26 protein-coding genes are annotated in these 23,836 nt (G+C 74.2%); 11 read left to right on the top strand and 15 right to left on the bottom strand.

Features of this window, described 5'->3' with window-relative positions; genetic code table 11:
- Positions 1-70 precede the first annotated feature (70 nt).
- Positions 71-1,429, bottom strand: coding sequence for a hypothetical protein (locus ACLIRP_RS01625; protein ID WP_412062210.1), 1,359 nt, complete (start codon positions 1,427-1,429; stop codon positions 71-73).
- A gap of 127 nt (positions 1,430-1,556) precedes the next feature.
- Between ACLIRP_RS01625 and ACLIRP_RS01630 the strand changes: the two genes are divergently transcribed.
- The 11 genes from ACLIRP_RS01630 to ACLIRP_RS01680 all read left to right on the top strand — a co-directional run bounded on the left by ACLIRP_RS01630 (position 1,557) and on the right by ACLIRP_RS01680 (position 12,310).
- On the top strand, positions 1,557-2,123 hold the full coding sequence (locus ACLIRP_RS01630) for a hypothetical protein (protein ID WP_412062211.1): 567 nt from the start codon (positions 1,557-1,559) through the stop codon (positions 2,121-2,123).
- 96 nt (positions 2,124-2,219) lie between these two features.
- Positions 2,220-3,530: a glycosyltransferase gene (locus ACLIRP_RS01635; RefSeq protein ID WP_412062212.1), complete on the top strand. Its 1,311-nt coding sequence runs from the start codon at positions 2,220-2,222 to the stop codon at positions 3,528-3,530.
- Entirely contained in the window at positions 3,527-4,423 is an 897-nt protein-coding gene (locus tag ACLIRP_RS01640) for a glycosyltransferase family 2 protein (RefSeq protein WP_412062213.1), read from the top strand. Before ACLIRP_RS01635 ends, ACLIRP_RS01640 begins: the two co-directional genes overlap by 4 nt.
- A gap of 307 nt (positions 4,424-4,730) precedes the next feature.
- Positions 4,731-6,047 carry a polysaccharide pyruvyl transferase family protein gene (locus tag ACLIRP_RS01645; protein WP_412062214.1) on the top strand — a complete coding sequence of 439 codons (1,317 nt, stop codon included), beginning with the start codon at positions 4,731-4,733 and terminating at the stop codon, positions 6,045-6,047.
- Positions 6,048-6,049: 2 nt separating this feature from the next.
- Complete coding sequence (locus tag ACLIRP_RS01650) at positions 6,050-7,516, top strand: polysaccharide biosynthesis C-terminal domain-containing protein (RefSeq protein ID WP_412062215.1); 1,467 nt, start codon at positions 6,050-6,052, stop codon at positions 7,514-7,516.
- A gap of 179 nt (positions 7,517-7,695) precedes the next feature.
- Entirely contained in the window at positions 7,696-7,983 is a 288-nt protein-coding gene (gene eutM / locus ACLIRP_RS01655; protein WP_412062216.1) for an ethanolamine utilization microcompartment protein EutM, read from the top strand.
- A 5-nt stretch (positions 7,984-7,988) separates the two neighbouring features.
- On the top strand, positions 7,989-8,456 hold the full coding sequence (locus ACLIRP_RS01660; RefSeq protein WP_412062217.1) for a BMC domain-containing protein: 468 nt from the start codon (positions 7,989-7,991) through the stop codon (positions 8,454-8,456).
- A gap of 35 nt (positions 8,457-8,491) precedes the next feature.
- The gene (locus ACLIRP_RS01665) at positions 8,492-9,502 is read left to right on the top strand and encodes a hypothetical protein (protein WP_412062218.1); all 1,011 of its coding nucleotides are present in this window, start codon (positions 8,492-8,494) and stop codon (positions 9,500-9,502) included.
- A gap of 466 nt (positions 9,503-9,968) precedes the next feature.
- Positions 9,969-10,877, top strand: coding sequence for a hypothetical protein (locus ACLIRP_RS01670; RefSeq protein ID WP_412062219.1), 909 nt, complete (start codon positions 9,969-9,971; stop codon positions 10,875-10,877).
- A gap of 77 nt (positions 10,878-10,954) precedes the next feature.
- Entirely contained in the window at positions 10,955-11,668 is a 714-nt protein-coding gene (locus ACLIRP_RS01675) for a DUF4230 domain-containing protein (protein ID WP_412062220.1), read from the top strand.
- On the top strand, positions 11,669-12,310 hold the full coding sequence (locus ACLIRP_RS01680) for a hypothetical protein (protein WP_412062221.1): 642 nt from the start codon (positions 11,669-11,671) through the stop codon (positions 12,308-12,310).
- A 3-nt stretch (positions 12,311-12,313) separates the two neighbouring features.
- On the opposite strand, the gene ACLIRP_RS01685 is transcribed toward ACLIRP_RS01680, so the two are convergent.
- From ACLIRP_RS01685 to ACLIRP_RS01750, 14 genes are all read right to left on the bottom strand, one after another.
- Positions 12,314-12,769, bottom strand: a complete 456-nt coding sequence (locus tag ACLIRP_RS01685; protein ID WP_412062222.1) for a hypothetical protein — start codon at positions 12,767-12,769, stop codon at positions 12,314-12,316.
- A 42-nt stretch (positions 12,770-12,811) separates the two neighbouring features.
- Positions 12,812-13,057 (bottom strand): heavy-metal-associated domain-containing protein, encoded by a 246-nt coding sequence (locus ACLIRP_RS01690; protein WP_412062223.1) that lies wholly within the window; start codon positions 13,055-13,057, stop codon positions 12,812-12,814.
- Positions 13,058-13,104: 47 nt separating this feature from the next.
- On the bottom strand, positions 13,105-15,339 hold the full coding sequence (locus ACLIRP_RS01695; protein ID WP_412062224.1) for a heavy metal translocating P-type ATPase: 2,235 nt from the start codon (positions 15,337-15,339) through the stop codon (positions 13,105-13,107).
- A gap of 145 nt (positions 15,340-15,484) precedes the next feature.
- Positions 15,485-15,895, bottom strand: a complete 411-nt coding sequence (locus ACLIRP_RS01700; RefSeq protein ID WP_412062225.1) for a MerR family transcriptional regulator — start codon at positions 15,893-15,895, stop codon at positions 15,485-15,487.
- Positions 15,892-16,281 carry a DUF302 domain-containing protein gene (locus tag ACLIRP_RS01705; protein ID WP_412062226.1) on the bottom strand — a complete coding sequence of 130 codons (390 nt, stop codon included), beginning with the start codon at positions 16,279-16,281 and terminating at the stop codon, positions 15,892-15,894. Before ACLIRP_RS01705 ends, ACLIRP_RS01700 begins: the two co-directional genes overlap by 4 nt.
- Positions 16,282-16,408: 127 nt before the next feature.
- Positions 16,409-16,801 (bottom strand): four-helix bundle copper-binding protein, encoded by a 393-nt coding sequence (locus ACLIRP_RS01710; RefSeq protein ID WP_412062227.1) that lies wholly within the window; start codon positions 16,799-16,801, stop codon positions 16,409-16,411.
- 113 nt (positions 16,802-16,914) lie between these two features.
- Positions 16,915-17,304 carry a hypothetical protein gene (locus tag ACLIRP_RS01715; protein WP_412062228.1) on the bottom strand — a complete coding sequence of 130 codons (390 nt, stop codon included), beginning with the start codon at positions 17,302-17,304 and terminating at the stop codon, positions 16,915-16,917.
- Positions 17,301-18,494, bottom strand: coding sequence for a hypothetical protein (locus ACLIRP_RS01720; protein ID WP_412062229.1), 1,194 nt, complete (start codon positions 18,492-18,494; stop codon positions 17,301-17,303). Before ACLIRP_RS01720 ends, ACLIRP_RS01715 begins: the two co-directional genes overlap by 4 nt.
- 94 nt (positions 18,495-18,588) lie before the next feature.
- A complete protein-coding gene (locus ACLIRP_RS01725; RefSeq protein ID WP_412063678.1) occupies positions 18,589-19,005 on the bottom strand; it encodes a DUF411 domain-containing protein in 417 nt (138 codons plus the stop codon).
- A gap of 116 nt (positions 19,006-19,121) precedes the next feature.
- The gene (locus tag ACLIRP_RS01730) at positions 19,122-19,433 is read right to left on the bottom strand and encodes a hypothetical protein (protein ID WP_412062230.1); all 312 of its coding nucleotides are present in this window, start codon (positions 19,431-19,433) and stop codon (positions 19,122-19,124) included.
- A 55-nt stretch (positions 19,434-19,488) separates the two neighbouring features.
- Complete coding sequence (locus ACLIRP_RS01735) at positions 19,489-19,941, bottom strand: DUF305 domain-containing protein (protein ID WP_412063679.1); 453 nt, start codon at positions 19,939-19,941, stop codon at positions 19,489-19,491.
- A gap of 106 nt (positions 19,942-20,047) precedes the next feature.
- Positions 20,048-20,602 (bottom strand): c-type cytochrome, encoded by a 555-nt coding sequence (locus ACLIRP_RS01740; RefSeq protein WP_412062231.1) that lies wholly within the window; start codon positions 20,600-20,602, stop codon positions 20,048-20,050.
- Positions 20,599-21,558 carry a potassium channel family protein gene (locus ACLIRP_RS01745; RefSeq protein ID WP_412062232.1) on the bottom strand — a complete coding sequence of 320 codons (960 nt, stop codon included), beginning with the start codon at positions 21,556-21,558 and terminating at the stop codon, positions 20,599-20,601. Before ACLIRP_RS01745 ends, ACLIRP_RS01740 begins: the two co-directional genes overlap by 4 nt.
- Positions 21,555-23,777, bottom strand: coding sequence for a copper-translocating P-type ATPase (locus tag ACLIRP_RS01750; RefSeq protein ID WP_412062233.1), 2,223 nt, complete (start codon positions 23,775-23,777; stop codon positions 21,555-21,557). The genes ACLIRP_RS01745 and ACLIRP_RS01750 overlap by 4 nt, the downstream gene beginning before the upstream one ends.
- Positions 23,778-23,836 lie beyond the last annotated feature (59 nt).

Here is a 23,836-nt window from a genome sequence, read left to right on the forward strand (position 1 = left end):
CGCCGCCGACTCCGCGCAGGTTGTCGCTCAGACCAAGAGCGGGCGGCGCGCGGCCTCCCGATCCTCGCTGCTACGGCTCGCTCCCGGTCGCCCCCCAGATCAGGGCGGGCTGAACGCCGTACGGCTTGGCCTCGTCGTTGATGGGGAACGGGAGCGCGCGGGCGTCGAAGGCCATCTGGGGCGCGAAGTTGGCGATGGCGACGGTCCCGCCGTCCGTGTTGGCCCCGAAGAGGCGGCGGACGTTGTTCATGAACGAGGGCTCGGCCGAGACGCCGCTGCTGGACGCCGCCTGGAGCGGCGCGAACGCGACGGGGATGTTGGGGTCGAAGGCCACGTTCCCCGACATCTCGCCGTCGAGGTCGTCCTCCACGTCGTAGAGGTCAAGCACGCGGTAGACGGCGCCGGTCCCGAACTTGCCCGCGACCACGGCGGCCTCCGGCGCGCTCTCGCCCCAGAGCACCCCGTTGAGGAAGAACAGGTTCTCGCGGAGCACCAGGTCGCCCATCCGGTCCTGGGGCCAGTCGTGCTGGAAGACGCCGCCGGGGTTGTACGCGAAGATGTTGCGGTCGAACACCATCTCGTCGAACGCGTCGCGGTGGTACAGCTTGACCGTCGAGACGTCGGCGGCGTCGGGGTCCGGGCGGTACGGGAAGTTGAGGAGGAACGAGTTGTGGCGGACGACCAACCGGCCGAACGGCGCCCCGACCCGCTGCCCGAATGTCTGGGTGTCGAACGCGCGGATGTTGTTGAGGAAGAAGTTGTTCTGGATGACCACCTCGCCCGACGTGCCGCGCGGCGGCGACGCCCCCAGCCGGAGCGCCCCGACGGCCCCGTTGATGAACACGTTGTCGGCGACGACCAGCCGCTGGACCTCGACGCCCGGCCCGCCGAACGACATGATCGGGTAGTGCCGCGACTCGCCCTGGAGCAGGCTGTTCGTCCGGGCGTCGTACTTGTTGGACGGGGACGCGTCCAAGATCAGGCCGCTCACGACGAGCTCGCGGAGCGACGAGCGGTTCTCCATCTGGACGATGGCGCCGTCGCGGCCCCAGATGGTCGGGACCCGGACGTGGAAGGCGAACGGCTGGCGGCCCGAGAAGTCGTCGTTGAAGCCGGCCAGGAGTTTGAGCGTCCCGTCGGGGTTGGTGATGCGGGGGATCTTCTGGACGCCCGCGCCGAACTCGCCGTCGTAGTCGCCCTGGGACACGCCCACGGTGACGGTGCGCTGGCCGCCCTCGTTGAGCAGCTCGGCCGCCTGCTGGAGCGCGCGCCACAGCTTGCGCTGGGCGAAGACGGTCGAGCCGTTCTCGCGGCTCTGGGCGAACTCGTAGGCCGGCGTCCCGCGCGGGCCGACCAGGATGATGGCGTCGGCCAGGGGGGCGGGGGCCGAGGGGCCGGCGGTGAGCAGGGCCAGCAGGAGGGCGAGCATCGGGCGGGGAGGGAGTCTGCCCATCCCTCCGCGAAGCGGGCGCCGGCGGGGTCACGCGGGTAGTCCGTTCGGACCAGAGGCCGGGGCGGCCCCGTCCCCTACACTCGCGCTCCCTTCAGCCGTCCCCATGCGTGCCCTCCTCGTCGCCGTCGCCCTGACCCTCGGGGCCTCGGCGCAGCCGGCTCCTGTCGACGCGTGGCTCAGCCTGGGCGTCGGGCCGGTGCTGGCGCAGCAGGCGGGCCCCGAGAACGACTTCTACCTCGCCGTGGCCGCTCACCTCGTCGAGGGCCCGTGGGTCGCGCGCCTGTCGTACGCCGAGGTCGACCGCGTGCGCCTCGACTTTAGCGGGGCGTTCGCCGGCGCGCGGGCCGGGGCGGAGCCCCCCGACATCGGTGGGAGGCCGTTCGCGCCGGACCGTTTCCAGACGCTGGCGGTCGGCCTAGGCCGGGCCTCGCTCCGTGACCGGACGGCACTGGCGGCGACCGTCGGCCCGTCGGTGACGTGGGGCGAGGACGGGGCGCGGGGCTACGACGGCTACGTCCGGGCGGGCGTGAGCCTGACGGGGCAGGGGGCGGTCCGGGTCGTGGGCCCGCTGTGGGCCGGCGTCGAGGCGGCGGGGACGATGGCCTCCGGGGCGTCGCACGCCGGAGGCGGGCTCGTGCTCCGCGTGGACCTCGCGCGGCGCGAGCGGTAGGGCGGCGGACCGGCGAGGAACGGGCGGATTCCCAAACGATCGCGGCGGCGCCCCCGGACAACCGTGATCTTCCCCCGTCCCCACGCCCCCGGCCCCGTGCTCCCCCGCGTCCTCGTCGTCACGTACTACTTCCCGCCCGCTGGCGGGCCGGGCGTGCAGCGCACGCTCAAAACGGTGCGCTACCTCCGCGAGACCGGCTTCGAGCCCGTCGTGCTGACCGTCGAGGACGGCGCGTTCCCGGCGACCGACCCGGGGCTGGTGGCCGACGTGCCCGAGGGCGTCCGCGTGGTGCGGACGCGGGCGCCGGACCCGCTGCGGCTCTACGGACGGTTGACGGGCAAGGGCGAGGTCCCGACCGGCGCCGTCTCGACGGCGGGGTGGGCGGCGCGGCTGGCGCTCTGGATCCGGGCGAACGTGTTCGTGCCGGACGCGCGTGTCGGGTGGGTCCCGTTCGCCAAGCTCGCCGGGCGCCGCGTGATCGGGCAGTCGCTGCGGATCGCCGAGCCCGTCGCCGCCGTCGTCACGTCGGGCCCGCCGCACTCGGTGCACTTGGTCGGGCGGCGGCTCCAGCGGATGGGCGTGCCCTGGGTCGCCGACTTCCGCGACCCCTGGACGGCCATCAACTTCTACGACGACCTCCCGATGTCGGGCCCGGCCCGCAAACTCGACGCGTGGCTCGAGCGGCGCGTGTTGAGGGGCGCGGACGCCGTCACGACCGTCAGCCCGACGTGGGCGCGGCACCTCGAGAACCGGGGCGGGATTCAGCGCGGGTCGGTGACGGTCGTCCACAACGGCGTCGACCACGCAGACCTCGGTGCGGCGGACGACGTGGCCGTCCGAGGCGACGCGTTCGTGCTGGCGCACGTCGGGAGCCTGTACGCGACGCGCAACCCGACCGCCGTGTGGGAGGCGGTCCGCCGCTTGCGCCAAGCGGGCGAGATCGACCGGCTGGCGGTCCGGCTCGTGGGCACGACCGATCCCGACGTGCTTCAAGCAGCGGAAGCGACGGGCGCGCCGGTCGAGGCCGTGCCGTACGTCACGCACGCCGAGGCCGTCCGCGAGCAGGCGCGGGCGGGGGCGCTCCTGCTCAGCATCGAGCCGTTCTCGGCCGACCGCGGCATGATCACGGGCAAGCTCTACGAGTACCTCGCGAGCGTCCGCCCCGTGCTCGGCGTCGGGCCGCCCGACGGCGACGCGGCGGCGCTGCTCGCCGAGACCGGCGGCGGCGACCTGTTCGCCCGCGACGACGTGGACGGGGTCGCGGAATGGCTCCGCCGGCACTACGCGGCGTGGGACGCGGGCACCCCCCACGCGGGCGCCGCGTGGGACGCCGTGGCGCCGTACACGCGGCTCGCGCAGACCGAGACGCTGGCGGGCGTCATCCGCCAGCTCAACGAAGACCGATGAGCCCGACGATCACGATCGCCGTGTGCACACGCGACCGGGCGGAGATCCTGGGCGAGGCGCTGGCGGCGCTGCTCGCCGAGGTCGAGGGGGGGGCCGGCGTCGAGGTGCTCGTCGTCGACAACGGGTCGACGGACGGGACGGCGGCCTTGCTGGCCGGGGTGGAGGGCGTGCGCGCCGTTCGCGAGCCGGTGCCGGGGCTGAGCGCGGCCCGCAACCGCGCGCTCGCGGCGTCCGACGCCGACTGGATCGTGTACCTCGACGACGACGCGTTCGTGTGGCCCGGCTGGCTGGCGGCGCTGCGCGAGGCGATCGCCCACGACGGCGTGGTGCTGGCGGGCGGCCCCATCGAGCCCCGGTTTCCGACACCGCCGCCCGCGTGGTTCGACCCCGCAAGCGTGCGCCGCACGTTCGGACCCGAGGGGCCGCTGCCCGACGCCGCCGCGCGCCGGGGATTTTCGGGCGGGAATCTGGCCGTCCGCCGCGACGCCCTCGCCGCCGTCGGCGGGTTCGACCCGGCGCTGGGGATGGTGGCGGGGCGGCTGGGGCTCGGCGAGGAGACCGAGCTGGCGGGGCGGCTGGTCGACCGGTTCGGGAACGCGACGTGGCACGCGCCCGCGATGGGCGTCGACCACCTGGAGCCGGCGTGGAAGCAGCGGCCCGGGTATGTGGCCCGGCGCGCGTTTGTGAACGGCCGCCAGGCGTGGCGCTACGCGGACGGCGGGCGCGGGCGGCAGGCCGGCTTTAGCGCGCTCAAGGCGGGCAAGCAGACGGCGCAAGGGCTGGCGCGGCTGGCCGGCGCCGTCGTCCGGCCCCGGCTGCTGCACGGCGCCATCCGGGGGCTGGCGACCGGCGCGGGCGCGGCGGTCGGCGTGGCGCGCGCGCTGAGGGGATAGGCCTCGGCTCGCGCAAGCGGAGGGCGCGCGCGTGCCGGCGGACACCCTCACCCTGGCTGCGTCGACCTGTCGGTGGTCCCTCTCCCGAGGGAAGAAGGGACGGCGTAGGTGGCTCGCGCCAGCCGTCCGATCACCCCCTGTCCCCCTCCCCGCAAGCGGGATCCGAGACCTCATCCGAGGAGGGGGGACGCCGTAGGTAAGGCTCGCGCGAGCGAGCGGATGTGCGCCAGCAGGGTCGTGTCGGGCGGGGCGCCAGCCTCACTCTCCATTCTCCCTCCGCCAGCCCCCGCCCCGGTACCTTCGCGCCATGCCGACGCCTCCCCGCCCGCTCCGCCTCGCCGTGACGAACGTGACCCTCGGGAACGGGGGCGACGCGGCCATCCTCTACGGCGTCGAGCGGGCGCTCCGGGCGGCGCTGCCGCCGTTCGAGATGACCGTCTTCGGGACCCAGCCCGAGGTGATGGCGCCGTACTACCCCGACCTCACCGTCGTGGCCGGGCTGTCGAGCGTGGCGTGGCCGCAGATCGCGCGCGGGATCCCGGCGCGCGCGCGGCGCGCAGCGCGCTGGTTCACGCGGTCGGCGCGCCTCCGGGCGGCGGCGCGCGCAGAGGCGGCGGGCAAGCGCGCGCTGGCCCACGCCCTCGCCGGTGCCGACGGCGTCGAGCCGTTCCGAGCGCTGGCGGACGCCGACCTCGTGGTCAGCTCCGGGGGCACGTACTGGGTGCCGGCGTACTGGCTGGGCCCGCGCCTGCTGGAGTTCGACGTGCTCCACGCGCTCGGCAAGCCGTACGCGCTGTACACCCAGTCCATCGGCCCGCTGTCGGACGACATGCCGGTCGGCAAGCTGGCGCGCATCTTCCGCACCGCCCGAGTGATCCTGCTGCGCGACGCGCGGTCGAAGGTCGAGGTGGCGGCCGTGGCGGCGGGCGCGCACACGTCGGTCCGCGCGGATGCCGCGTTCGCGCTCGCCGATGCCGAGACGCTGACGGCGGCGCAGTCCCGTGAGTGGCCCGAGTCCCCGACCGTCGCCGTGTCGGTGCGCGACTGGCCGCACTTTGTGACCGGCGACTCGGACGACGGCATGGAGCGCTACCGCCGGTCGGTCGCCGCGACCGTGACGGAGCTCGTCCGCACGCACGGCGCGACGGTCCGCTTTCTCTCCACCTGCCAGGGCACGCCGGGGTATCGCTACGACGACTCGGCGACGGCGCTGGCGGTCGTCGCGCACCTGCCCGAGGACGTCCGCGAGCGTGTCGAGGTCGACCGGGGGCAGTACTCGCCGCTCGGCGTGCTGGAGGCGTACCGGGCGTGCGACCTGGTGATCGCGACGCGGATGCACGCGGCGATCCTGGCCCTGTGCGCGGGGACGCCCGTGCTCCCGATCGCGTACCAGTTCAAGACCGAGGAGCTGTTCAGCGCGTATGGGCTCGGCCACTGGGTCGAGCACATCGAGACGACCTCGCCGGAGGGCATGGTCGCCCGCCTCGACCGCGTGCTGAAGGAGCTGCCCGGAGCGCGAGCCGGTCTGTTCGAGGGCGTCGAGCGGATGCGCGCCGACGCCATGGCGGCCGGGGCGCTCGTCGCCCAAGCGATGGCCGACGAGATCGCCGCCGCGAGGCGCTAGCCGTGCTCCGCCGCCTGTTTCAGCAGAGCAGCATCTACGCGATCGCCAGCGTCACGTCGAAGCTGAGCGGCTTCATCTTGCTGGCGTACTACGGCGACCCGGAGATCCTCGCGAAGGCCGACTTCGGGTACCTCGGCGCGCTCGACGCGACCAAGATGTTCGCGCTCCTGGTGGCCGGGCTGGGGCTGCCCCTCGGGATCCTGCGGTTCGCCTCGTCGCCGACGCTGAGCGAGGGGCAGCGCGCGGCCGTTCCGATGACCGCGCTGTCGGTGGCCGTCGTGGCCGGGGCCGTGGCGGCGGCGCTGGGGTGGGCGCTGGCGCCGCTCGCGTCGGAGCTGATCTTCGGGACGGCCGCGCGGGCCCACGCCGTCCGGTGGCTGGCGGTGTACATCGGCATCAAGACCGTCTCCGACGTGTCGTACACCGTGCTCCGCCAGCGCGAGAAGGCGGCGGCGTTCGTGCTCGTCGGCGTGGTCGAGGCGCTGCTGCTGGTCGCGTTCGTGGTGTGGTTCCTGGTGCGCGGCGAGGGGCTCGTGGGCGTGATGAAGGGGTACGCGGCGTCGGCCGCGGTCGTCGCCGTCGTCGTGACGCCGATGCTGATCGCGCGCGTCGACCGGACCGTCGACCGCGGGCTGATCGGGCCGATGCTGGCGTTCGGCGCACCGCTGATCGCGTCCGGCTTCGCGGCGCGGTTCCTGAATCTGGGGGATCGATTTCTCGTCCTCCACTTTCTGGGGGCCGAGGGCGCGGCGGTCTACGAGTGGGCCGCGCGGTTCGGGGGCGTCGTCAACTCGTTCCTGGTCCAGAGCTTCGTCCTCGCGTTCACCGTGCTCGGGATGAAGTCGCTCGACGAGACCGGCTCGCCGGAGCTGCACCGCCAGGCGTTCCGCCACTTTGCCGCGCTCGCGGGCTGGGTCACGCTGGGGCTCGGCCTGTTCGTCTCGGACGTGAGCCGGCTGCTCACCGACGACCCCGAGTTTATCGGGACGGCGGACGTGGTGATGCTCGTCGCGGGCGGGTTCGCGTTTTATGGGCTGTACTTCGTCGTCGTGAACGTCCTCTACACGGCGGGGCGGACGCGGGCCGTCGCCGTCAGCGTGGGCGCCTCGGCGATCCTGAACCTGGCGCTCAACGTGGTGCTGATCCCGGTGATGGGGATCGCCGGGGCGGCCGTGGCGACGCTCGTCGCGTACGCGGCGCTTGCGCTGCTGACGGCGCGGCTGGCGCAGGCGTCGGCGCCCGTGGCGTACCCGTGGCGGTCGCTGGTGGCGATCGGCGCGCTGGCGGCCGGGTTGTACGTCGTCGGTCGGCCGGTCGAGGGCTGGGAGACCGTCCCGCGGCTGGCGGCGCGCGTGGCGCTGGCGGCGGCGTACGTGCCCGGGCTGTTCGCGCTCGGCGTGTACCGGCGCGACGACCTCGCGCGAGCGGTGGGTCTGGTGACCCGGAGGGACCGGGAGGCAAAGGGATAGAGGCGCGGAGGTCTGGGGCATGGCGCCAATCGGCCCGGGTCCGTCTTCGTTCTCCCTCATCCCTCCATCCCGCATCCCTCTCATCCTGGGGCCGGGCGTTGGTGCTGGGTGTCGGGCGGCGCTAGATTGCCGGCCCGGCGCACGTCCGCGCCGCCCCCCCACTTTCACGAGTAGACAACATGCCCAACGGAGACATCGGCGCCGCCCTCGGAATGGTCGAGACGAAAGGCCTGGTCGGCGCCATCGAGGCGGCCGACGCCATGGTCAAGGCCGCCCGCGTCAACCTGATCGGGAAGGAGCAGATCGGCGGCGGGTTCGTCACCGTCATGGTCCGTGGCGACGTCGGCGCCGTCAAGGCGTCGACCGATGCCGGGGCCGCGGCCGCCGAGCGCGTCGGCGAGCTGGTCTCGGTCCACGTCATCCCGCGCCCGCACGCGGAAGTCGAGGCGATCCTGCCGGGCGAGTAGCTCCGGTGGCCGACCCCTCGCCCTACGAAGCGCTCGGCCTGCTCGAGACGCACGGCCTGGTCGCCGCCATCGAGGCGGCGGACGCGATGGTGAAGGCCGCCGGCGTGCGTCTGGTGCGCCAGGAGCGAACGAACCCGGCGCTGATTACGCACCTCGTGGTCGGCGACGTCGCGGCCGTCCGGTCCGCACTCGACGCCGGCCGCGCCGCGGGCGAGCGCGTCGGGACGGTCGTCTCGGCGCACCTCATCCCGCGCCCCGCTCCAGGCGTCTGGACGATGCTGGTCGGCGCCGAGCCGGGCGCGCTGCCCTCGGTCCGCAAACCGGCCGCGAGCGCGGGCGACGACCTCGGCGACCGGACGGTGAAGGAGCTGCGCCAGCTCGCGCGCGACCGCGACGACGACCGGCTGAGCGGCCGCGACATCTCGCGGGCCTCGAAGGACGAGCTGTTGGCCTTCTTGCGCGCGACGTCGTGAGCGGGGCGAGGGCGCCCCGCCGTCCGGCCCGCACGTTGCTCGCCGTCCGCGACCGGCTCCGGGCCCTGGCCCCCAGCGCGGCGCCCGTCGACGAGAGCGAGCCGCCCGGCGAGCGCGGGCTGGCGATGCTGCTGTCGCTCGTCGTGGCGCTGGTGATGTGGTTCAGCTTCTCGATGCGCGAGACCTACTCGGTCGAGGTGCGCCTGCCGGTCGAGATCGCCCAAACGCCCGCCAGGCAGGCCCTGCGCGAGCTCCCGCCGACCGAGGTCACGGCGACCCTCCGAGGCGAAGGCTGGACGCTGCTCTCGCTTACCCGGCGCCTGACCACCCTGCAGGTCGTGGCCGAGGACGAGACCGTCAACATGATGGCAGCGATCCAGGGTACGGGGCTCCCGCCCAACGTCGACGTGGTCGGCGTCGACCCGGAGGTGATCGCGCTCGCGCTCGACGTGCGCACCAGCCGGCGGCTCCCGATCCGCTTGCGGTCGTCCATCCAGACCGTCGCACCGTACGACCTGCTCCGCGCGCCCCGGCTCCAGCCGGACTCCGTGACCGTCACCGGCGCCCAGTCGCTGCTGGGCCGGCTCGACGACTGGCCGACCGAGGTGCTGCTCGAGGACAACGTGCAGGAGAGCCTGGCCCGGACGGTCGCCCTCGCCGACACGTTCGGCGGCCTGCTCACGCCGTCCGTCCGGGCCACGCGCGTGGCCGTCGACGTGGGCGAGTTCACCGAGGGCCGCCGCGTGCTCGACGTCGAGGTCACCAACCTGCCCGACGACATCGTCGGCGTCCGGTTCGACCCGGCGCGCGTGACGGCCATCTACCGCGTCCCGACCGTCGGCGACACCTACGAGCGGGCGCTGAGCACGTCCGGCTTCCGCGCCGTCGTGGACTACTTCGACATCCGCCGCAACCCGGCCGACGGCGAGGTCCCGGTGTCCGTCCGCTGGCCCGCCGACCTCGACGTCCGCGACGTGACGCTGAGCCCGTCGCGCGTCGAGTACTTCATCCAGCGCCGCCCGACGCCCTCCGAGGGCGAGGAGTAGCGGGCCGCCACCGGGTGGCCTTGCGCTTGGGTCGCCCCCTCACCCTGTCCCTCTCCCACGGGGAGGGGGACGCCGTAGGTCGGCGTGCGCCAGCCGGTTCGCGGTGGCCTCTGGCCCAATCGTCCGTCTCGTCCAGGGGGCAGAGGAGGGCGGCCGGCTTGCGCCAGCCCTGGCTCGCGCCCGCAACGGGGACCCCTCCCGGCTTCGCCGACCCTCCGGGGTGTTCCCCCTCCTCGAGTGAGGACGGGGGACTCCGCGAGCGGCGCCGAGGCCGGTGGGGAGCCTGGCGTCGCCAACGAAGCCGCCCCCCTCATCCGAGGGGGCCGGCCGGCAGGCGGGGGGGCTGAGGCCACCGCGGACCGGCTCCCGCCCGCGCGGGGGGCCGTCCCTCCGCGGAGTCCTCGGCCGGGATCCGCCCCCTCTCCACGGGGCGCCCGCTATCCTCACCGGCTCCCTCGCCCCGCCGATGCTCTACCTCGCCCTCGCCGTCGCCTGCAGCCTGTCGATCGCCGTCGTCTTCAAGGTGGCCGAGCGGCGCGACCTCGACCGGACGGCGCTGCTGACGGTGAACTACCTGGCCGGCGCGTTGCTGGCGATGGCGCTGCAGGGCGTCGCCCCGATGGGCGCGCTGACTGGCGGGCTGGTGGCGCTCGGCGTGGGCCAGGGCGTGCTGTTCATCGTCGGGTTCTGGCTGTTCTCGCTGGCGATCCGCGAGGCCGGGATGGGGCTGGCGGCGGGCGTGATGCGGCTGTCGGTCGTCGTCCCGTTCGTGGCCTCGTGGCTGGTGTGGGGCGAGGTCCCGACCGCGTTCCAGTTCGTCGGGCTCACGCTGGCCGGCGCGGCGTTCTTCCTGGTCGCCCGGCCCGCGGCCGAGCCGCCCGGCAAGCTCGGCCCGCCCGCCCGCGACACCGATGCCGAGCCCCACGTCGACGCCCCGAAGACGGTCGGGGTGCTGGCGCTGCTGTTCCTGTCCGGCGGGCTCGTCGACGTCAACATGAAGGTGTTTCGGGAGACGTTCTCGGCCGCCGCCGGCGGCGACACGCCCATCTCCACGTTCCTGCTGTTCGTGTTCGGCGTCGCGTTCCTGGTCGGCGCCGTGGCTGTGGTGGCGACGGGCGTCCGGACCGGACGCTGGCCGAGCGCCCAGGCGTGGGTCTGGGGGATCGGCCTCGGGGTCGTCAACTACGGCTCGGCCGAGTTCCTCCTGCGCGCGCTCGACGACCTCGACGGGACGGTCGCGTTCCCGGCCAACAGCGTCGCGATCGTGTTCGGCGCCGCGATCATCGGGCGGTTCGTGTGGGGCGAGGCGCTCTCGCGCGCGAACGTGGTCGGGCTGGGGCTGGCGGGCGTCGCGCTGGTGCTGTTGGCCGGATAAAGGCCTGTGCCTGTATCGTTTGTGTGCCCATCGTCGGCGCCGGACAACACGGAGCGGCCTCTCCGCGTACGTCGCCCATGACTCCCGACGACTCCTCTCGCTCGTTCCGTTGGTGGGCCCTCCTCGGGCTCGGCTTGGTCGCCGCGCTCGTCACTGCCGCCGCCGTGCTGATCACCCAGGGCGGGATCAGCGAGGACGAGATCCGGTCGACGGTGCGCACGACGATCGCGGCCGAGGCGGCCGAGGGCTTCGTCGTGACCGGGCGGCTGTCGTCGACGCTGTCCGGCTCGAGCGCGCGGCGCTGGCGGATCCGGCTGCTCGACATCGAGACGGGCCGGGCCGAGGTGGCCGTCCGCGTCCCGGCGACGATGACGTACGGGTTCTCGCTCGACGACTTCGGCCCCGACGACATCCGGTTCCGCCAAGACGGCGTCGTCGAGGTCGTGCTGCCGCCGCTGTCCGTGTTCTCGGTCGAGCCCGAGCTGGAGGACGCCGAGGTCGACATCGACCTGAGCGGGCAGGCGCGGCTGACGCCGTCGCTCACCGCGCGGACCGTCGAGCAGACGTTGCGCCGCGTCCGGCCCGCGCTCCGCGAGCAGGCCGAGGCCCACCTCCAGGCCTCCGACCAGCCCGCGGTCAACTCGGCGCGCGCCCTGCGCCGCGTGCTCGCGGCCCCCCTCGAGGCCGCCGGCGTCGATCTTGCGGACGTGCGCTTCCGGTTTGTCGTCGCGCCAGGCGACACGCTCGACGTCCAGCCCGAGGGCGAGCGCCGCTCCATCCCCGCCGAGTAAGTGAACCTGCCCTGGACGCGCGCCGCGCGCGAGACCCCCGCCTACGTCGACACCCGCGCCGGCCTTCTGGCGGCCGACGGCACGCGCTACCGCACGACGGAGCCGCTCCTGCGCGACTACGCCGGGCCCGTCGTCGAGGCGGTCGGGCTGGGGGCGCTCCTGGCCCGCGCGGGCATCTGGCTCCGCTCCCCGGCGACGTTGGCGGCGCTCGCGCTCCCGGCCCTGCTGGCGGTCCTGCCGTGGTGGACGGCGGCCGGCGTCGCGCTGGTGCTGTTCGCGCTGTGGGCGGCCATCGCGCCCGGCGTCGTCGCGCCTGGCCTGATCGGCACGCTGCGCGTGCTGGAGCACCCCATCGTCCAAGGGCTGCTCTACATCGTCGTGCTGAGCGCGTTCGCGAACGCGGGCCAGTTTGCCGCCGTGTGGACCGGCGTCGTCGGGTTCATCGCGCTCCGGCTGGGCCTCGTCGGCATCCTGCTCGGGCCGGTCGTCGATCCGATCCAGCAGATGTGGTACCCGCTCCCGCCCGCCGACCAGACGCTGCGCTCGCTGATCGTCCGCGAGGCGCTGCGCCGGGGCGTCAACCTGGCGGGGATGGAGGCCATCGAGGACCGCGTCCGCGCGTTCTGGCGCCGGGGGAAGTAGCGCTCAGCCGCCGCGCAGCTTCGCGAGCATGTCGGGGTCGAGCAGGTCCGCCAGTGACGAGCCCGAAGAGGCGGGCGCCTTGCCCTGGTCACGGCGGCCCGAGTCGCCCCGGTTGCCGCGGTCGTTCCGGTCGTCGCGCCGACGGGGCCCGCTCCCGGAACGGGGCTCCGACCGTGGCTCGCGCTCGGGCGGGGCGGCCGCCGGGGGCATCGGCGACGAAAAGTCGACCGTCTCGCGGATCACGGGGCCCGCCCCGAGCGAGCCGATCGACGGCTTGCGCGGCGGCCCGCTCGGCGGGCGGCCGGTCGACAGGTCGAGCGCCTGGCCCACGCGGACGGCGGGGTCGGGCACGGCCGGGGGGCGCGGCGTCGGGGCGGGCGGCGGCGGGGCCGCGGGGCCGGTCGAGAGGTCGAGGACGCCCTTGGGGAGGTCCGGGCGGGAGGCGGAATCGTCGGCCATCATCTTCAGGGGAACGGCGCCAAGCTAGCGCCCCGGCGCGCCCTACTGCGGGGCCGGGGCGCTGGCGCCGCCGACGACGTCGAACCCGGCCGCTTCGACGGCCTCGATCAGGATCTCGCGCGTGGCCTCGGGCCCGGCGTCGACGCGCGCGGAGCCGATCTCGACGGACTCGACGATGGCGTTCTGCACACCCGCCAGCGCGTCGCGGACGGCGCCGACGCAGTGCTGGCACGTCATCCCGTCGATCTCGAGCGTTTCGGTGTGGCGGTCGGGGGCGAGGTTGAACATGGGCGGAGGGGAAGAGAGAGGAGGGAAGGGGCGAGGGGCCCCGTGAATCACGCTGCGCGGAGGCGCAGGGCGTTGCCGATCACGAACAGGTCCGAGAAGACCATCGCGAGCGCGGCAAGCATGGGGGAAAGCAGGATGCCGAAGGCGGGGAAGAGCACGCCGGCGGCGACCGGGATCAGGACCACGTTGTAGGCGAAGGCCCAGAACAGGTTCTGGCGGATGTTGCGAAGGGTCGCGCGCGCCACGCCGACCGCCCGGCCGACCGCCTCGATGTCGCCGCCCGCGAGGACCACGTCGCCGGCCTCAATGGCCACGTCGGTGCCCGTCCCCATCGCCAGCCCGGCATCCGCGACCGCGAGCGCGGGCGCGTCGTTGATGCCGTCGCCGACGAACGCGACGGTCCGGCCCCCGGCCTGGAACGCGGCGACGGCGGCGGCCTTCTCGTCGGGCAGCACCTCGGCGCGGACCGTCTCGATGCCCAGCGTCTTGGCGACCGCTCGCGCCGTGGCCTCGGCGTCGCCCGAGATCAGCGCCAGCTCCAGGCCCTGCGCGCGCAGGGCGTCGAGGGCGGCCCGGGCGCCGGGCTTGATGGGGTCAGAGACGGCCACGAGTGCCGCCGCCACGCCGTCGACGGCGACGATGAGAGGCGTCTTCCCCTCCGAGGCGAGGTCGTCGGCCCGCTGGCGGTCGGCATCCGAGAGCGCGATCCCGAGCCGGTCCAGCAGGCGCGGGGCGCCGACGGCGACCGCCCGGCCCTCGACGGTGCCCGTGACGCCGAAGCCGGGCACGGCCTCGACCTCCGACGCCTCCGGCGCGTCGGCCACGTGCGCGAGCAGGGCACGGGCGATCGGGTGCTCGCTCTGGCGCTCGACGCCCGCCGCCAGCCGCAGCGCCTCAGCCCCGTTCGCCCCGCCCAGCCCGACCACGTCGGTGACCGCCGGGCGGCCCAGCGTCAGCGTGCCGGTCTTGTCGAACACGACGAGGTCGGCCTCGGCGAGCGCCTGGAGCCCGGCGCCCTCGCGCACGAACGCGCCCTTCTGCGCCGCCCGACCGGTCCCGACGAGCACGGAGATCGGCGTGGCGATGCCCATCGCGCAGGGACACGCGATGATCAAGACGGAGACGGCCGCGACGAGCGCGTACGTCAGCCGGGGCTCGGGACCCACCAGCATCCAGACCGCGAACGTGACGGCGGCAGTCGCCAGCACGACCGGCACGAACACGGCGACCACGCGGTCGGCGAGCGCCTGGATCGGCGGCTTCGAGCCCTGCGCGTCCTCGACCATCCGGACGATCCGCGCGAGCGCCGTCGCGCCCCCGACGGCGCCGGCCTCGACCGTCAGCGCACCCGTCCCGTTGACGGTCCCCGCCGCGACCGACGCCTCTTCCTCCTTCTCGACCGGGACGGGCTCGCCCGTCATCGCCGACTCGTCGACGAACGAGCGGCCCGCGACCACGACGCCGTCGACCGGGATGCGCGCGCCGGGGCGGACGAGCACGCGGTCGCCGACGGAGACGGCCGCCAGCGGGACCTCCTGCTCGCGGCCGTCGCGCACGACGATCGCCGTCGCGGGCTGCAGGTCGAGAAGCGCGCGGATGGCGGCGCCGGCCCGGCCCTTCGCGAGCGCCTCCATCCACCGGCCCGCGAGGATCAGGGTGATGATGGTCGCGGCCGCTTCGAAGTAGACGTGGTCGGCGCCGGCCGGCAGCACACCGGGCGCGAGCGTCGCCACGACCGAGTACCCATACGCGGCGGATGTGCCGAGCAAGACGAGCGTGTCCATCGACGGGGCGCCCGCGCGGAGCGCGGCCCAGCCGGCCCGGAAAAAGTGGAGCCCGGGCCCAAACTGGACGGCCGTGCCGAGCGCCAGCAGCGTCCAGCGCAGCGCCGTCTCGCCGACCGTCCGGCCGAGCCAGCCGCCGGCGCCGGGGACGAGCATCGGGCCCATCTCCAAGATCCAGATCGGGAGCGTGAGGGCGGCGGCCCACAGCGCGCGGCGGCGCTGCAAGGCGCGCTCGGCGTCCTTGTCGGCCTCGCGGTCGGTGCGGTCGGTGTCGGCGCCCGCCTCGAAGCCGGCCTTGCGGATCGCTTCGGCGATCGCGTCGTCGCTCAGCCCGGGCCGGGCCGAGACGGTCGCCCGCTCGGTCGCCAGGTTCACGCCGACCGACTCGACGCCCTCCATCCGCGACAGGACGCGCTCGACGCGCGCCGAGCACGAGGCGCACTCCATCCCCTCGACGCGGAGCGTGACGGTGCGGGCGGGAGCGGTGGTCTCAGGCATAGATGCGACGGTTTTGAGGGTGTACGCCCTGGACCCCGCTCCAGAGTTCCGTGAAGGCTCAGCGCCCTCGGAGCCTGGGCTCCGAAACCCTGGGTCCGGTGGCTCAAGGAAGGGCCGCGATACGCCTACGGCCGCGACCGCTCCGTCAATCGGCTGGTGCGGTGTCGTCCGCGAGCGCCGCCAGCACAGGACACTCGGCGCGCGTCGTCGCCGCGCCGCCGCAGGCGTCGGCGAGCGCCGCGAGTGCGTCGCGCGTCTTCGTCATCTCGGCGATGCGCGCGTCGATCTCGGCCACCTTGTCGATTGCCCGCTGGCGGACGGCGCCCGCATCGGCGTGCGCGTCCGACGACAGCGCGAGCAGGCCCGAGGCCTCGTCGAGCGTGAACCCCAGCGCCTGGGCGCGGCGCAGCGCTCGCAAGCGGCGGAGCGCGTCGGGCCCGTACTCGCGGAAGCCCCCGGGCGTGCGCGGCGGCGGCGCGAGTAGTCCGCGCTTCTCGTAGTAGCGGACCGTGTCGACCGGCACGCCAGCCGCGTCCGCAAAGGCCCCGATCCTCACAGCGCCGCCACGACGCGCTGGAGCCGGTCGCGGACCTCCGCGGCCACGCCGCCCAGCTCGGGGTTCTCGACGGCGGCCATGCTAGCGATCGGGTCGATGGCGGCCACCTCGGTCGTGCCGTCGCCCAGGTCGCGCAGGATCACGTTGCAAGGCAGCATCGCGCCGATGCGCGGCTCGGCCTGCATGGCCTGGTGCGCCAGCGGCGGGTTGCAGGCGCCCAGGATGCGGTAGCCCGGCACGTCGACGTCGAGCTTGGTCTTGAGCGTGGCCTGGATGTCGATCTCGGTGAGCACGCCGAAGCCCTCGTCGGCGAGCGCCGCGCGCGTGCGGGCCTCGGCGTCGGCGAGGTCGGCGTCGAGCGTGCGGGTAAAGGTGTAGTCGGCCATCGGAGGGAGAGGGGAGGGCCGGGGAAACGCCGGGCCCGGGGGGCGCCGTTCCCGCGAGCGTCGCCAAACGACGCGCGGCCCCCGCCCCGGCGTCGGGACAGGGGCCGCACGACCTGTCCGGCCCGGACTACATCGCCGCCAGCAGGGCGTCGCAGGCGTCGGCGCAGGTGCGGCAGCACTCGGCGCAGATCCGGCAGTGCTCGTGCATCTCGGCGTGCTCCTCGCACGACGCGGCGCACGCCTGGCAGGCCGCCTTGCACGCCTCGACCTGGGCGCGTACGACCGCGGCCGAGGGCTTGGTCTGGCGGGCGAGCACGCGCGCCGTCGCGGCGCAGATGTCGGCGCAGTCGAGGTCGGTGCGGATGCACTTGGAGAGGTCCATGTCGCCGCTCTCGGCGATGCAGGCGTCGGCGCACGACGTGCAACACTGGACGCAGTCGAGGGCCGACTCGATGGCCTTTTTCAGGGCGTCGAGGGTCGAGACCGGGGAGGGGTGGGCGTCGAGGATCTGGAGGGTCATCGGGAGAGATGGGGGTGGGAGGGGCCCTGATCGTACACCCTGGACCCGCCTCCAAGTTCAAGAGCAACGTGCACGATGGGGCGAGTCCCGATGACGTGCCCGGGTGGCCCCCGCTAGCGCCGGACGGCGCGGACGTAGAGCGCGGCGCCGACGACGAGGTCGAAGCTCAGGCACGTCCACACATACCACGCCGGCGACGTGCCGCCGAGCGCGAGGTCCCACACCGGGTGCAGCAACCACCCCGCCGCCAGCCACCCGGGCCGCCCCGACAGCCCGAGCCGCGCGAAGACGCCCGCACCAGCCACGCCGACGAGTTGGAGGAGGACGGCGCCCGCCCCGTCCCCGATCGCGAACCCGACGTGCAGGAGCGCGGCGACCAAGAGGCCGGTCGCCCACCACGCCCGCGCCCGCCGGCCGGTAAATCGGAATCCGACCGCGAGGTACCCCCCCGCCAGCACGGCGCCCAGCGCCAGCCAGCCGAGACCGGAGACGCTCGCGATCACGGCTGGACGACGGCCGTGCGGACGGTCCCGGCGCCCGCGTCGGTCCATGCCAGCAGCACCCGGTCGCCGAGGGCGACGACGCGGGGGACGCCGCTCGCGCGCCCCGCCTCCATCGTCGCGACGGTCTGCGTGTCGCCCGCCACGCCATCCGCGGCGAGCCTGCGGAGCCGGAGCTCGGCGGCCTCGCCGACCATCTCCAGCCAGCTCACAACCGCGCCGCCGTTCGGCAGGAACGCCACGCCGACGCGGCCGATCGGCATCCCGCCGTCGATGCGGACCGCGTCGGTCCACGTCGCCCCGCCGTCGGTCGAGAGGGCCGACTGCACCCGGCTCGGCTCGGCGCCCGTGTACCACGCCATCGCCACCCGGTCGCCATCGGCCGCCAGCGCCGGTCCGTTGACCGGGCACGCGTCGATCGTCCACCCGTCGGCGTGCGGAACGACGGGCTCCGTCCACGCGCCGTCGACGAGCCGGACGACGGCGACGTCGCGGACCTCCGCCTCGGTCCGGTCGCGATACGCGACGACGAGCCCCGATTCGGTGGCGACGGTCGCCGTCGGGCAGCAGTCGCAGGTGCGGGCGTCCAAGAGGGCTTCGTCGGACAGCGTGCCGTCGTTCGCGACCGTCGCCGTGCGCAGCGTCATCGCGCCGCCGCCGTGGTGGCCCGTCTGCTCGCGGCCGTCGAGCCAGACGAAGGCGGTCCGGCCGTCGGCGAGCGCGGCAGTCGAGACGAAGCCGTGCTCGGCGGCGCGACCGTCGTCGTGCAACAGCTGGCGGCGGCCACCGGCCATCACCGCGGCGTCGTAGGCGTAAGGCGAGTCGCCTTGGGGGTGGCGGACGAGCGTGTGCGCGACGAGCCCGTCGGCGGTCGGGACCACGCCCGGCGTGTCGGCCCAGTTCACGAACCAGTCGGCGCCCGCGTCGGCGGTCTCGGCCGGGCCCCAGCCGTCGCCGGTCCACCGGGACGCACGGAGGGCGTGCCCGTCGCCGTCGGGCTGGACCCACGACAAGACGGGCGTGCCGTCGGCGTCGAGGACGAGCCGGGGGGCCATGGCCCCGGAGTCGGCGGGCACCGTGACGGCGCCCAGCACCGTGCTGGCGATGGACGCCGGCGCGTCGGATTCGGGGGCGTCGGCGCAGCCCGCAAGCAGGGCGAGCGCCACGAGGGCGGGGCGGAGGCACTGAGTCATGTCGCAAGCCTACGGCACGCCCGGCTGACACACCACGGCCCGCGCCGATTGATCGGTCGCGGGCCGTGCGTTCCGTTGTCAGTCGTCGCTGGCGCTACGGCGCCGAGTTGCCGGGGACGGCCGCGAACACGGCGGCCTCGCCGGTCTCGCCCACGATCAGCACATTGTAGGCGTCCTTGCGGTCGCCCATCTCCATGCCCGGCGACCCGACTGGCATCCCGGGCACGGCCAGGCCCTTGGCCTCGGGGCGCTCTTCGAGCAGCCGCGCGACGTGCTCGGCGGGGACGTGCCCCTCGATCACGTACCCGTCGACCACGCCGGTGTGGCACGACGCCAGGTCGGACGGCAGGCCCAGGCTGTCCTTGACGGCCGTCATGTCGGTGCGGTCCTCGGTCACGACCGTGAACCCGGCGGCCTCCATGTGCTCGACCCACATCGAGCAGCACCCACACGTGGGGCTCTTGTAGACGGTCATGGTCGGCGCGTCGTCGCCGACGAGGGCGACGGGCATCGTGACGGCCGCGTCGTCGGCGGCGGCGTTGAGATGGAGCGCGGCCGTCTCGGGCGCGCTGGCCTCCATCTGGCAGGCCGCAAGCGCGAAGAGGGCGAGGAGGGGGAGGAGCTTGGTCATCGTTCGGTACCGGGGGTCAGCGCCTCCTCGACCTCGGTGGTCGTGTCGGAGGGGCCGGTGGTGGGGACGGGCTGCGGCGTCGGGATCGGCGCGGCGACGCCGTCGCCGACGGTGCCTGCGCTGCCGTCGAGCGGCTCGATCACTTCGGCTTCGACGAGGTCGCCGCCGAGCGGTGTCGCTTGCGGGCCGTACTCGCCGTAGTAGCCGTCGGAGGCGGAGTGGACGGCCTCGGCGCCGTCGGGGCGGCCCTCCCACATGCAGCCGGAGAGGCCGGCGACGAGGGCGAGGGCGGTGAGTCGGAGGGTCATCGGAAAGGCGGGGGTCTGAGTGTGGGACGCCCCCCCGTCGAACGGGTTCGGCGCGCTACTGGTCTTCGAGGTCGGCGATCAGCGCCTCCATCTCGGCAATTTCGCGGCGCTGGGCCTCGATGATCTCGTCGGCCAGCTCGCGGACGCGCGGGTCGGAGATCTGGGCGCGTTCCGACGTCAAGATCGCCAGCGAGTGGTGCGGGATCATCGCCTCCATCCAGTCCACATCGTCGACCGTCGTCTGGCTCCGCATCAGCCAGAACCCGACGGCGAAGAGCAGGACGGACCCGCCGACGATGGCGAGGTTTTTCGTCTTGTCGGTGTACATGTTCAACATGAACGCCAGCATCACGAGCGCCATCGCGGCGCCCATGTAGAGGGCCATGTACGACTTGGTGGCGCTCCACCACAGGTGGTCGACAGAGTAGACCGTCGTGTACATGAGGATGAGCATCACGATCGTCGAGGTGACGATCATGGTGAGAAAGCGGGGGTAGGAGCCCTTCATGTCCTTCATGGGCTTCTTGTCGGTCATCGCGTCGTTCATCGGAGTGGGGTGGGTGAGGGGAGAGACGGCCCGCCGAGTGTGCGGCAGGCACGGGGTACGCTGGCGGTCAGTGCACGTGGTCGTGGCCGTCGTCGGCGAGCACCGGCGCGGCGGCCGTGTCGGGCGGGGCGACGAGGGCGGCGTAGGCGTCGGGCGAGACGTCAGGGAGGCGACGCAGGAACGCCACGATCTCCCACAACTCCTCGTCCGAGTGCGTCGGCCCGTAGGCGGGCATCCCGGTCATCTTGAGGCCGTTGTCGAGGACCCAGAACAGCTCGCCGTCGGACCACTCGGCCGCCGCGTCGTCGAGGTGCGGTGGGGTCGGGGCGAGCCCCTGGCCGGTCACGCTGCGCTCGGCGCCCGGCCCGCCGTGGCACGTCTGGCACATCTGGGCGAACGCGACGGCGCCCGCGCGGACGGCCGCCGAGTCGATCGGGACCGCGGGCGCGATGCCGGCCGCCCGCGTCTGGATCGAGCGGCGCGACGTCGTGGACAGGACCCACTCTTCGAGTGCGCTGTCGCCGCTCGTCGCGGCCACGTTGTACCAGCCGGTAAAGGGGAACGCGAGGCCGAGCAGGCCGACGACGGCGAGCGTCGCCAGGACGGTGAGAACGGTTTTCATGCGGTGGGACCGGTGACGTGGGCCCAGTCGTGGCGGGCGCCCTCGACGAGGCCGAGCAGCAGGCGCCGCCTTGACTCGTCGAGGGCGAGGGCGCCGGCGATGGGGATTCCGGCCGACCGGAGCGGAGCGGTGTCGGGCGGCGGTGGGGCGTTGTCGGCGGGCGAGACGAACGAGGCCGCGAGCGTGTCGAGCAGGGCGCCCATCGCGCCGGCCGCGGCGTGGAGCGGGGCCGGGGGCGGCCGGTTGTCGCCGGTGACGGCGCCGAACAGCGAGAGCGCCTCGGCCAGCCGCGCGATCTGGACCGGGGCCGCGCGCTCGGGCTCGCGCTCGCCGAAGGCGTGGAGCACGGGGTACGCCTGGTGCTGGCGGTCGAGCTGCGCGAGGTGGTCCGCGAGCGTGGTCAGGACCGAGCCGAGCCCGTTGAAGCCGGCGCCGTCCCAGGCGTTGGCGACGATCGCGGCCGGGCTCTCGCCGAGCGCGCCGACGAGCGACGCGAGCCGCCGCCGGTGGACGACCGCCGACAGCACGGACGTGTAGTACGTGACGCCGAGCGTGATAAAGATCAGGCCGGTCGCCGCCGAGACGGTCGTGGCCAGCCGCCAGCCGGTCGTCGACGGGACGAAGTCGCCCAGCCCGAGCGTGATGACGGTGTAGCCGGCGAAGTAGACGCGCTCCCAGGCCGTCGCGGGCAGGTCCGTCGAGGCCGACACGACGGCGCCGGGCTCGGCCATGAACACGAGCGCCCAGCCGAGCCAGAACAGCCCCGTCCACAGCGCGGCGGTGGCGACGAGGGTGAGCGGCCCGGCGATCGGGTGGTGGCCCGTCGCGGCCCACACCGCGCGGCCGAGCGCGCGCGACAGTGGCCCGGCGCCCGCGGCCGCAAGCGTCGTCCACACCACGTCGACGACGGCGAGGACGACGACGAGGGCTCCCAGTGCCGCGACCATCCCGCTCATGCGTCGACCGTCAGGCTCCGGGCGTTCACGGCCACCACGACCGTCGACAGGCTCATCAGGACGGCGCCGACGGCGGGGCTCAAGATGACCCCCCACGGCGCCAGCACGCCGGCCGCGAGTGGGATCGCGACGATGTTGTAGCCGGCCGCCCACCACAGGTTCTGAACCATCTTGCGCGTCGTCGCCTGGGCGAGGGCGATCACGCGGACCGCCGCGCGCGGGTCGGAGCCGACGAGCACGACGTCGGCCGTCTCGACGGCCACGTCGGTCCCGGCGCCGGCCGCCATCCCCACGTCGGCCGTCGCGAGCGCGGGCGCGTCGTTGACGCCATCGCCGGTCATGGCCACGACGTGGCCCTCGGCCTGGAGCTCGCGGATGACGGCGCTCTTGCCGTCGGGCAGGACCTCGGCGATCACCCGGTCGATGCCGAGCTGGCGGGCGACGTGCTCGGCGACCTCGCGCTTGTCGCCGGTCAGCATCACGGCCTCCAGCCCCAGCTCGTGGAGCCGGTCGATGGCCTCCTTCGACTCGGGGCGGACCACGTCGGCCAGCCCCAGCGCACCCGCGAGTGCGCCGTCGCGCACGACGTAGACGACCGTCGTGCCCTGGCGGCCGAGCGCGTCGGCCTGCGCGGCGAGTGCGGTCGGCACGGCAATGCCCGCGTCCGCAAGCGCGCCGGGGCTCAGGATCTCGACGGCCCGGCCCTCGACCGTCGCCCGGACGCCGCGGCCGGTGATGGCCTGGAAGTCCGTCGCGGCGGGGACCGCCAGCTTGCGCTCGTCGGCGCTGCGGACGACGCCGGCAGCGATGGGGTGCTCGCTCCCGCGCTCGACGGCGGCGGCGGTCGCCAGCAGGTCGTCCTCGGCGACGCCGTCGGCGGGCAGGACGTCGGTGACGCCGAATCGGCCCTCGGTCAGCGTCCCCGTCTTGTCGAAGACCAGGACGTCGAGGTCGCGGGCGCGCTCGAAGGCGGCGCGGTCGCGGACGAGGAGGCCGTTCCGCGCCGAGATCGAGGTCGACACGGCGACGACGAGCGGGATCGCCAGCCCGAGCGCGTGGGGGCACGCGATGACCATCACGGTCACGGCCCGCTCAATCGCGAACGCGAGCGGCCCTTCGCTCAGCAGCCACCACGCCAGGAACGTCGCGGCGCCGACCGTCACGGCGACGATCGTCAGCCAGAACGCGGCGCGGTTGGCGAGGTCCTGCGTCCGCGACTTCGAGGCCTGCGCCTCGCGGACCAGCGTCACGACCTGGTTGAGGTAGGCGTCGGCGCCGGTCTTGATGACCTCGACGGTCAGCACGCCGGTCCCGTTGACGGACCCCGCGATCACCTCGTCGCCCATCGCTTTCTCGACCGGCACGGACTCGCCCGTCAGGGCGGCCTGGTTGACCGCGCTCCCGCCCTCGACGACCACGCCGTCGGCGGGCACCTTTTCGGACGCCTTGACCAGGATCCGGTCGCCGGGGCGGAGCTGGGCGGTCGGCACATCCTCGACGGCGCCGTCGGGCCCCAGGCGGTGCGCCTCGTCGGGCATCAGCCGCGCCAGCTCTTCGAGCGCCCGGCTGGCGCCCATCACGCTCCGCATCTCGACCCAGTGGCCCACCAGCATGAGGTCGACGAGCGTGGCGGTCTCCCAGAAAAAGAGGTTGCCCTCGAGCCCGAGCACGACGGCGACCGAGTACACGAAGGCGACTGTGATCGCGAGCGCGACGAGCGTCATCATGCCCGGCCGGCCCTTTGATAACTCGGCCTTGGCGCCGATCAGGAACGGCCAGCCGCCGTAGGCCCACACGACGGACGCCAGCGCGGTGAGCACCCAGACCGAGCCGGGGAACGTCCACTCGACCCCGGCCCACATCTGGAGCATCGGGCTCAGCGCCAAGATGGGGACGGTGAGCCCGAGGCAGACCCAGAAGCGGCGCTTAAAGTCCTCGACCATCATCGCGTGGTGGTCGTGGTGCCCGCCGCCAGCGCCGTGGTCCATCTGGGAGTGGTCCATCGTGCCGTGGCCCATCGCGGAATGGTCCATGCCGGCGCCCGCGGTGCCGTGGCCCATCGCCGCGTGGTCCATCTCGGAGTGGCGCGCGTCGGCGGCGTCGTGCGCCTCGATGGGCCCGGCGTGGCCGTCGGCGTGGGAGCCGTGCGGGCCTTCGTGGGCGGCCTCGCGGAGCTCGGCCTGCTTGAGACCGGGGGCGTCGGCGGGCGAGTCGTCCATGAGCGGAGAGGCAGGTGGGGCTGCCCGTCCAACGCGGACGGAGGCGTCGGGGTCGGACA

Source organism: Rubrivirga halophila (assembly GCF_046845755.1).
In the GTDB taxonomy this organism is placed as follows: domain Bacteria; phylum Bacteroidota; class Rhodothermia; order Rhodothermales; family Rubricoccaceae; genus Rubrivirga.

What these genes read in the sequence shown, in the direction of transcription:
- ACLIRP_RS01745 (WP_412062232.1), bottom strand. Translation starts at nt 21,558, where the DNA reads ATGAGCGGGATGGTCGCGGCACTGGGAGCCCTCGTCGTCGTCCTCGCC.
- ACLIRP_RS01690 (WP_412062223.1), bottom strand. Translation starts at nt 13,057, where the DNA reads ATGTTCAACCTCGCCCCCGACCGCCACACCGAAACGCTCGAGATCGAC.
- ACLIRP_RS01740 (WP_412062231.1), bottom strand. Translation starts at nt 20,602, where the DNA reads ATGAAAACCGTTCTCACCGTCCTGGCGACGCTCGCCGTCGTCGGCCTG.
- ACLIRP_RS01710 (WP_412062227.1), bottom strand. Translation starts at nt 16,801, where the DNA reads ATGACCCTCCAGATCCTCGACGCCCACCCCTCCCCGGTCTCGACCCTC.
- ACLIRP_RS01685 (WP_412062222.1), bottom strand. Translation starts at nt 12,769, where the DNA reads ATGGCCGACGATTCCGCCTCCCGCCCGGACCTCCCCAAGGGCGTCCTC.
- ACLIRP_RS01720 (WP_412062229.1), bottom strand. Translation starts at nt 18,494, where the DNA reads ATGACTCAGTGCCTCCGCCCCGCCCTCGTGGCGCTCGCCCTGCTTGCG.
- ACLIRP_RS01735 (WP_412063679.1), bottom strand. Translation starts at nt 19,941, where the DNA reads ATGAAGGGCTCCTACCCCCGCTTTCTCACCATGATCGTCACCTCGACG.
- ACLIRP_RS01645 (WP_412062214.1), top strand. Translation starts at nt 4,731, where the DNA reads ATGCCGACGCCTCCCCGCCCGCTCCGCCTCGCCGTGACGAACGTGACC.
- ACLIRP_RS01640 (WP_412062213.1), top strand. Translation starts at nt 3,527, where the DNA reads ATGAGCCCGACGATCACGATCGCCGTGTGCACACGCGACCGGGCGGAG.
- ACLIRP_RS01625 (WP_412062210.1), bottom strand. Translation starts at nt 1,429, where the DNA reads ATGCTCGCCCTCCTGCTGGCCCTGCTCACCGCCGGCCCCTCGGCCCCC.
- ACLIRP_RS01750 (WP_412062233.1), bottom strand. Translation starts at nt 23,777, where the DNA reads ATGGACGACTCGCCCGCCGACGCCCCCGGTCTCAAGCAGGCCGAGCTC.
- ACLIRP_RS01630 (WP_412062211.1), top strand. Translation starts at nt 1,557, where the DNA reads ATGCGTGCCCTCCTCGTCGCCGTCGCCCTGACCCTCGGGGCCTCGGCG.
- ACLIRP_RS01725 (WP_412063678.1), bottom strand. Translation starts at nt 19,005, where the DNA reads ATGCCCGTCGCCCTCGTCGGCGACGACGCGCCGACCATGACCGTCTAC.
- eutM (WP_412062216.1), top strand. Translation starts at nt 7,696, where the DNA reads ATGCCCAACGGAGACATCGGCGCCGCCCTCGGAATGGTCGAGACGAAA.
- ACLIRP_RS01695 (WP_412062224.1), bottom strand. Translation starts at nt 15,339, where the DNA reads ATGCCTGAGACCACCGCTCCCGCCCGCACCGTCACGCTCCGCGTCGAG.
- ACLIRP_RS01730 (WP_412062230.1), bottom strand. Translation starts at nt 19,433, where the DNA reads ATGACCCTCCGACTCACCGCCCTCGCCCTCGTCGCCGGCCTCTCCGGC.
- ACLIRP_RS01675 (WP_412062220.1), top strand. Translation starts at nt 10,955, where the DNA reads ATGACTCCCGACGACTCCTCTCGCTCGTTCCGTTGGTGGGCCCTCCTC.
- ACLIRP_RS01705 (WP_412062226.1), bottom strand. Translation starts at nt 16,281, where the DNA reads ATGGCCGACTACACCTTTACCCGCACGCTCGACGCCGACCTCGCCGAC.
- ACLIRP_RS01670 (WP_412062219.1), top strand. Translation starts at nt 9,969, where the DNA reads ATGCTCTACCTCGCCCTCGCCGTCGCCTGCAGCCTGTCGATCGCCGTC.